The 7,903-nt window shown below is 71.3% G+C and carries 7 protein-coding genes and 1 pseudogene; 4 read left to right on the top strand and 4 right to left on the bottom strand.

Annotated features, from left to right (window positions below):
* Positions 1-907, top strand: a pseudogene (locus PUR53_RS01735) (Ig-like domain repeat protein); the annotation flags it as partial.
* 123 nt (positions 908-1,030) lie between these two features.
* Here the strand turns inward: PUR53_RS01735 and PUR53_RS01730 are convergent.
* Positions 1,031-1,951, bottom strand: coding sequence for a hypothetical protein (locus PUR53_RS01730; RefSeq protein WP_329907132.1), 921 nt, complete (start codon positions 1,949-1,951; stop codon positions 1,031-1,033).
* A gap of 340 nt (positions 1,952-2,291) precedes the next feature.
* On the opposite strand from PUR53_RS01730, the gene PUR53_RS01725 reads away from it, so the two are divergent.
* Positions 2,292-4,430: a HEAT repeat domain-containing protein gene (locus PUR53_RS01725; protein WP_329907131.1), complete on the top strand. Its 2,139-nt coding sequence runs from the start codon at positions 2,292-2,294 to the stop codon at positions 4,428-4,430.
* A gap of 146 nt (positions 4,431-4,576) precedes the next feature.
* Here the strand turns inward: PUR53_RS01725 and PUR53_RS01720 are convergent, their stop codons facing one another.
* Positions 4,577-5,155 (bottom strand): hypothetical protein, encoded by a 579-nt coding sequence (locus PUR53_RS01720; RefSeq protein WP_329907130.1) that lies wholly within the window; start codon positions 5,153-5,155, stop codon positions 4,577-4,579.
* 383 nt (positions 5,156-5,538) lie between these two features.
* Positions 5,539-6,777, bottom strand: a complete 1,239-nt coding sequence (locus tag PUR53_RS01715) for a hypothetical protein (RefSeq protein WP_329907129.1) — start codon at positions 6,775-6,777, stop codon at positions 5,539-5,541.
* A 136-nt stretch (positions 6,778-6,913) separates the two neighbouring features.
* Between PUR53_RS01715 and PUR53_RS01710 the strand changes: the two genes are divergently transcribed.
* Positions 6,914-7,198, top strand: coding sequence for a hypothetical protein (locus tag PUR53_RS01710; protein ID WP_329907128.1), 285 nt, complete (start codon positions 6,914-6,916; stop codon positions 7,196-7,198).
* 81 nt (positions 7,199-7,279) lie between these two features.
* The gene (locus tag PUR53_RS01705) at positions 7,280-7,798 is read left to right on the top strand and encodes a hypothetical protein (RefSeq protein ID WP_329907127.1); all 519 of its coding nucleotides are present in this window, start codon (positions 7,280-7,282) and stop codon (positions 7,796-7,798) included.
* Here PUR53_RS01705 and PUR53_RS48020 read toward each other — a convergent pair.
* Positions 7,773-7,844, bottom strand: coding sequence for a hypothetical protein (locus tag PUR53_RS48020; RefSeq protein WP_443080252.1), 72 nt, complete (start codon positions 7,842-7,844; stop codon positions 7,773-7,775). The two genes, PUR53_RS01705 and PUR53_RS48020, sit on opposite strands and share 26 nt — an antisense overlap.
* Between the last annotated feature and the right edge of the window lie 59 nt (positions 7,845-7,903).

Below are 7,903 nucleotides of genomic sequence, written 5' to 3'. Positions count from 1 at the left end.
GACCGCCACCCGCGCCAAGAAGCTCACCGTCACCGGCAAGGCCTCCGCCACGCTCCCTCTTCCCCCCGGCGCCGAACTGCAGGTCACCCGTACCGACATGGAGAGCCCCGGCGGCAAGGCGCTGCCGGCCGCCGCGGTGAAACCGGACGGCACCTACTCCTTCACCGACACCCCGCCGGCCGGAGGCACGGTCACCTACAAGGTCGCCTACGCCGGCGACACCGACCACACCCCGGCCACCGCCACCGACCAGGTCACGGTCTCCCGCGCGGCCACCTCACTGACCCTGAACAAGCACGGCAACCGCTACAACTACGGCACCGACGTCTCCTTCACCGCGCACCTCGGCACCACGTACAAGAACCGCACCGTCGAGATCTGGGCCAACCCCTACGGCGCCGACAAGCCCAACAAGCTGCTCAAGAGCGCGAAGGCCAACTCCAGCGGCAACATCTCCGCAACCGTCGACATGACCCGGAACACCGTCGTCTCCGCGGTCTTCAAGGGCGACGCCCGCTACAAGCCAAAGACGGTCACCTCCACCGCCTACGCCCGGGTGAAGGTCGCCACCGTCGTCTCCAAGCACTACAAGACGGCCAAGATCGGCTCGACGTCGTACTCCTGGTTCCACAAGAACACCGACCCGCTGCTCACGACGACCATGACCTACTACCCGGGCCGCAAGCAGCGCTTCGACCTGCAGGTCTACTACAACGGCGCCTGGCGCTCCAGCGGCTCGGAATACTTCGCGCTCGGCACGAACGGAAAATCGGCCGTCGCCCTGGAAGCGCCCGGACAGTCCGGAATTCGGGCGCGGATGAGGTCCGTCTACATCAAGGGTTCGTCCGGCGACAACGTCAACTCGACCACCTACGGGGCCTGGAAGTACCTGTACTTCTCCAAGTAGCCCGGCGGGTCCGGGCAGGGGAGCGCGCCGACCGGGCCAGCGGGCCGCCGGAACGCATCAAGTTCGATGGCCGCCGCGGGCAGAACCGCCGGCACGTCCGAATGCTCGTTGCCGATCACTTTTTCAGCCGAACACGGCGCTGGTCAGCCGGGCGACGGTCTCCCCGCGGTCGTTGTCGAGGGTGCGGCCCCATTTCAGGTTGGAGTACCACACCCGCCGTCCGGTGGCCGGGTCCCGGAAGTCGACGGTGCAGCCGACCGAGGCGTGGCTGTGATCGCACGCGCAGGTGCACACCTTGTACTCGACCTCCCAGCCCAGTCCGCAGGGCCCGTCGGTCAGGAGCCGGATGAGGTCGGGGCAGGGCGGTCCGTCCGTCGTCTCCAGGCGGACACCGTTGCCGCTGGTCCAGGTGTCGGTGCTGTTGACCGTGCCGGGGCCGGCGGTCGCACGGATACGGCGCAGCAGCGGCGACAGGCGCGCGGAAGCGTCACGCGGGCAGGCCGCCTGGGCGTCGTAGGCCGCCCGCTCGACGTCCGTCCAGTCGGTGTGCCGCAGCAAGGGACCGTAGGCATCCTCGTGCCGGTCGGCGATCCGCTCCCACCAGTACGGGTTGAACCCGGACAGGAGAATGACGGCTGCCATGCCGGGCCGGTACAGGCGGATGCCGCGCGCCTTGCGGGAACTGCGCAGACCCGGCACGCCGGCGACCCGGTCGCGTGGATCATCACCTGAGTCCCCGCTGACTGCGGGATACACGAAGTCGACCCAGTGGCTGATGACCCCCGGCTCGTCGACGAGGCGGAGGGTGAGCCGGTCCGCCTCCGGACGGACACGGACGATGCCCAGCGGATGCTCGCTCAAGCCCCCCATCGCGCACACCCGTTGAAAGACCGCGGCCTCCAGCCGGGCCTGCTCGACATGGCGCGCGGCCGGAATCGACAACGGCCGGCCGGACCCAGGCAGCAGGGCGCACAGAGCCTGGTGGGATTCACCGGTGCTGCGCCGCCGGTCGGCGGTCAGTTGCAGGGCGGCTGGAGGATGCATGAGGCGTCTCTTCCGCGCGTAACCGGCCCCCGGCGGTGCGCGCTGTGTGAAGAAGCAGACGGTCGTGCGGACGGAGCGGTGAGGCTTCTGGCCGGTCCTCGGCGACGGAAGGCTTGGGGGCTTGGTCCGTCGCGCGGCCGGGCGCTCACGAGCCCGGCCCCATGGAAGCCGCCGGGTGCGGCCACGGTCAAGCAGGCGCGCGGGGTAGCTGCTGCCAGCACCGCGGCTGTCGCTCCACCTCACCACTCTGCGCAGCTACGACACCCCGGAGTCTCGGGCGTGCTGCAGCCCGCACGGCGAATGGCCTTTGTTGTCAGTGCCTGCTGGCATGGTTCGGATTATGTTCGAGGGACTTGATGACATCGACTGGGCGTCGATGGAGCACGCGTACGGCTCGGCCGAGGAGATACCGGCCCTGCTGTGGGCACTGCGCTCCCCGGACACGGAGGAGCGCCGCACGGCTCTCGACCGCTTCTACGGCGCCGTCCACCATCAGGGCGACGTGTACCCGTGCACGGCGGCCAGTCTGCCCTTTTTGTTCGAGCTGGCCGCCGACGGCGCCACGCCCGACCGGGCCGCTGTCGTCGCGCTGCTGGTCAGCATCGGCCGGGAGTCCCTCGAGAGGGGTTTCGAGGACGACGGCACCGAGATCGAGTATTACCCCCCGTCGGGCTACGCGCAGGCCGTCGCTTTCCTGCGCGAGCGGGGTGGGGAGTTCGCCGGACTCGCCCGCGACAGCGACCCGGACGTGCGCCTGGCCGCGATTGGCGGGCTCGGGCTCTTCCTCGACGACGCCGACCGGGCCGCCACAGTGCTGCGCGAGCGGCTGGCCGCCGAGCAAGGTATTGCCGCGCGGCTGCAGGTCGTTCAGGCGGCGGCCGCCCTGGCCCTGCGCCTTCCGGCGGCCTCGCACCCGGTGATGGACTGGCTTGCCGGGCTGGCGGCCGACCCGGCCCAGGGCCCGGTGACCCGGCTCGCGGCCCTGGTCCAGCGGGCCCGCTGCGCCCCGGACGAGATCGGCGGGGACGTCGTGCCGGCGGCCGTGGTCCTGCTGCGCGAGACCGCCGGCGCCCTACCCGTGCGACCCATCGCGCCGGCTCCGATCCGCCCAGCGGCCTCCACTGACACCGTTGCGCCCCAGATCGTCGCCGCCTTTGAGGACCTCGACCGGCACACGCGTGTGTTCGCACCGACCGCGGTCCTGCTGCGTACGTTCCACGAAGTCCTGGGCGCCCGGCTACCCGAGCGCACCGCGGTGCTGGCCGAGCAGCTGAGCAGCCCCGACCCCGGCTCGCGCCTGGACGCGGTCCGTATGAGCGGCGAGCTGATGCGCACCTGGCGCGGGGACCACACCCGCCTCCTGCTGCTGGTCGCCGACCAGCTCACCACGGCCGACGAGGAGGTCGCCGCCGAGGCCGCGGCCGTCCTGGAAGCCTGCCACCCGATCGCCGCCCCGGCCCGGGAGGCACTCGCCGCGCACATCGACGCCCAATGCGCGGCCCACGGCTCCGACGTATGGGCCGCACCGAGGGGGCACCTGCGCAGAAGTCACCAGGAGTCTGTCCGGGCCCTGGCGCGCCTCGGCGACACGCGCGCGCTGCCGAGTCTGCTGGCCGCGCTGGACAGCGACGTCGACGCCTGGCGCGCGATCCAGGTCGCAGGACATCTGCCGCAGGCCGCGGACCAGCTGGTGCCCCGTCTCTGCAAGCATCTGCGCGGGATTGACCTCTCCCAGCAGTGGACCGAGATGAGTGCCAACGCGATCCTGACCGCCCTGGCCGTGCTCGGCGACCCCGCAGCGGTTCCCGCGGTGGTGGACACCCTAGGCGCCGCGGTACGCCATGAGCAGCACGGCGTCACGCGATCAGCCCTGAAGACACTGGAGACGTTCGGCCCGGCGGCAGCCGTCGCACGGGACACGATCCGGTCGCTGACCACCGCAACCGACGCGCACGTACAACCTGCCGCCGTCGCCGCGCTGTGGGCCGTCGGCCGTGATCCGGCCGAGGTCATGCCCCTCCTGCTCGGCCTCCTCGACGACTCGATCACCTTCCGCATCGGTGACGCGGCTGATCTGCTCGGCGAGATAGGCCCGCCCGCCTCCGTCGCACTGCCGCGCCTGCGAGGCCTCCTGACGCACGAGTACGAATGGGTTCGGGTGCATTGCGCGGCCGCGCTCTGGGAGATCGGCGGCGAGGCCGAGGCACCGGCCGTCCTGGACGCCCTGCTGCAGGCCATGGCCCAGAACCCCGCGACAGCCAACCATGTCGTGGCCTGCCTGGACCGCATGGGCCCCCTCGCGGCACCGGCCCTGTCCCTGCTCCGCGAGCAACTCGCCCTGCCCCGGCGTGGCGGAAGGTTCCAGAGCATCGACCACGACGAGGAACTCCAGCGGGTCAGTCGTACCCTCATCGCCCGGCTTGATCCCCAGACGCCGGCTGGCCCGTCGCCCTCAACGACGCGTTCTGGCTGCCCCTGACCCGGCCGGCGCTGAGCACACCCCGCCGCGCGCCCCAGGCACCGCCGCCGAACGCGCGGCCGTGCACCCCGGCGTGGTTTTGTTGACGGGTTTCGGTTCTGGCTCAAACTTTCATGGCGATCGCAAAAAGTCAGATGCTTGCGGATTCACGCTGCCTTTGCCGATGGCGACAACCCATGCTGTGCCTGCCGGATGCGCTGGACGAACATGCGGGTAACAGAGTTGAGGATCTTGGCATCGGCCGCAGCTGGACCATCTGTGTTGATGTTCACGTAGGCGTATACGGAGTCCACGCGGAGGTTGATCGACGTGCTGCAGGGGTTCGTGCCGACGCAGAAGGAAGCCGTGAACGCTGCGTCGGTGTCTGGGATCTGTGCAGGTCCCAGTTGGGCGTTCGCCATCTGGGACTTCTTTTCCGTGTACCTCGTGATGGCCTGAGCACGAGTGTGGAATGAGTAAATACCGAACCCGACATCGCCTTCGAGATCGGTCGCAGCGTAACCTCGGGTGCCGGAGGCCAGAATGCCGCCGTCTTTCGGGTTGGCACCGTGGAGACGGAGTGTCCCGGATTTCTCCCAGCCCGGAGGCACGTCGTCCAAGTCCGGGAGCACCGCCTGTATTTGATCCTTGTTCAGGACTCCGGCGCTTTGAGCCGAAGGCGCGTCGTCCGGGGGCGGGCGGTGCTTCCCAGCTCCGGTCCCGGATCCGCACGCTAACAGGGACATGACAGCCGCGATCAGGCATAGACCCTGAACTGTCCTCTTGAGCCGCAACAATCTTCCCCCTCGTGGCAAGCGATCAGCCAGACGATCATATGGGTGACTTCGATAGACGCACGCGGCAGTCGCAAGGGTGCGTGACCCGTCGGTCGAGCTGGCGGGCCGGGTCCGCTCCGACTGCGAAGATGCGACTGCCGAAGCCACCGATGACGCACGGCGTCAACGGCAGACCGCCCAAGCATGGTGGGCCAGGGCCATCCTCGCCCACCCCAGGGACTGGAGCCCGGGTCCAGAGGAGTCCCCCCGAGGAGTGGCCCGGTCAGATGGGGGAGACCTGGGCGACTCTGTATGTGCTCGGCAAGGAGAAGGCTGATAGGGGTCGTGCCTGGTCACTGGCCCTGCTCCGTGCTGCTTGCGGTCGGCCCGGTGTCCGTCGGCGCTCCTGCGGACGGCCGCGCCCCGTCGGAGTCCTCGGCGGTGGCGGTGCGGCGGGCGCGTGCGCGGTCGGTGAGCTGGTGGAGGTGGCCGATCCAGGCCTTCATGAACGCCTCCGGTCCCTCCTGTTCGGCGCCGGGCAGCCGCAGCAGCCCCTGTCCGGTGTCGGACTGTTCGGCCAGCACCGACTCCAGCCAGGCGGCGAGAGCGGCGATCTCGGGGGCGAGGCACATGGTCAGGGCGTGCACGACGCCCGACGGGTTGATCATCATCGGCACCATCTGGGCCACGATCAGGGCGAAGCCGGACTCCTCCAGCACGGCCCGCAGGCGGGCGAGGGCGGGGTTGTCGGGCATGCCGAGCCCGTGCATCAGGTACAGGCCGCCGATCCCCGCGAGCACCACCGCGGCGTGGCGTGCGACGGCCATCTCCTCGGGACCGGCCGCCTGGAGCAGACCGAGCGGGTCGACGGCCCCGGCCCGGATCCACCCCTCGAACTCGCCCGTCTCCTCGGCCTGCCGCGCATCTGCGGCGAAGCCGGTCCAGTCGAGGCCGGGCGTGAGGGTGGTGAGCGCGTCGACGAGCCGCTCGCCGCCGACTTCGCCCGCGCCCATGGCGGCGGCCGCGACCATGCTCACCGCCCCGCGCCGCCGCCGGCGGTCCTCACCCCGGTCGAGCTCGGCGTCCGGATCCTCCAGCACCCGCCGCACCGTGTCGGGGTGCGCGGGCCCGGCGTGCCCGCGCCCCACCACCCGCCCGGCCTGCGCGTAGAAGGCGTCCTGCTCCTCCTCGCCCCCACGGGCCGCCGCACGCGCCGCCATGACCAGGCGCTGCGCCGTGGAGCGCCGCATCGCCCACACCAGGGCCTCGCGCACGGCCGGCCACGGCGGCTCGGGTACCGCCAACTGCCCGGGCGGGACGGGGCGTCCGGCCTCGGCGTACCAGGCGATCACCGTCCAGCGCACATCCCGCCCCGAGCGCGCGTGCCGCCCGAGCGCCGCGGCCACCGCGACGGTCTCCTCGGCGAGCACGGACACTGAACCGCGCCCGCGCCCCAGCCACGCCCGCGCATGCCGGGGCAGCAGCCCCAGCCCCCGCCACCGCTCCAGCTGCGCCGCCGACACCACGACGTCGAGCGCCGCCAGACGCCCGATCAGCTCCACATCCGCCGGACTCGGCTCTCCTCTTGCCACCCACTCACTTTAGAACCCCGCGAGGTACCCGGAAACGGTCCTCCCCGCACCCGCTGAACTGGGAAACCACCGGGCACCGGCAAAGGCCCGGAAAACCGCCGTACGCACGTACGCCTCTGGAAGGAGCCGCTCGCCCATGCCCGCGCGCCCTCGACGTCCCCGCCCCACCCCGTCCCGCCGGGCCCGCAACCTGCCCGCCCGTACGGCCCCCGCTGCCGCCACCGTGCTCCTCCTGGCCCCCACCACCGGCGGCCGCACCGCACTCGCCTACGCCGGCATCGGCCTCCTGCTGCTCCTGGCCCTCACCGCCGTTCTCGCCCTCGGCGCCGCCTACGCACCCACCCTCGCCCACCGCACCGCCGCGCGCCGCACCCTCCACCTCCTGCTGCGCCTCGCCCCCTGGTATCCCGACCGCCCATAGAACAGGTGCCGATGCTCTCCGGCCTGGGCAGCACACAAACCCGCTACCTCTTCTGCTCCCTGGCTTCTACCGTGGCCGGTCATGAGCACGCGCGACTTCAACGGCGCCTACCTCCTGCCCCTCTTCGGCGAGGTCGAGCAGGCCCGCACAGACGGCGCCTACCGGCAGCTGCCCGCCCCCGCCCCGGCCAGCAGCCTGGCCACCGACGACGCACCACTTGGCGCCTACGCGGCCGCTCACCTGATCCGCGCCTCCTACACCGCGGGCCTGGCCCACGCCGACGCGCTGCGCCGCCTGACGGTGGCCGGCGAGGTCGACCCCACCAGCCCCTGGACCCTGCTGCGCGGCGCCCTGGAGAACTTCGCCACCGGCCTGTGGCTCCTGGACGGCGCCGGCCGGGCCGAGCGACGGCGCCGCGCGCTGTCGCTGTGGGACGAGGACATGCGCAACCGCCACCAGCACGAACAGGACACCGGCCACCTCCCCACCGGCGGCGGCCTGAGCGGAGCACAGCGCCGGGCAGAGATCCGCGCCATCGCCGACCACCTCGCCCTGGCCCCGCTCAGCTTGTCTTTTAACCTCGGGCCTGCTGGTCGTTGAGCAACTGCGAGACGCGCTGGGGTGAGACTCCCAAGACGTGTGCGATGTCCCTGCCGGTCAGGCCGTGCTCGTTGAGTGCTGCGGCTGTGCGCCGTAGCTCTACTG

Source organism: Streptomyces sp. SP18BB07, from assembly GCF_036322545.1.
In the GTDB taxonomy this organism is placed as follows: Bacteria; Actinomycetota; Actinomycetes; order Streptomycetales; family Streptomycetaceae; genus Streptomyces; species Streptomyces deccanensis.
Note: the sequence above shows the minus strand (reverse complement) of the source record. Positions and strands in the feature narration are given on the sequence as shown.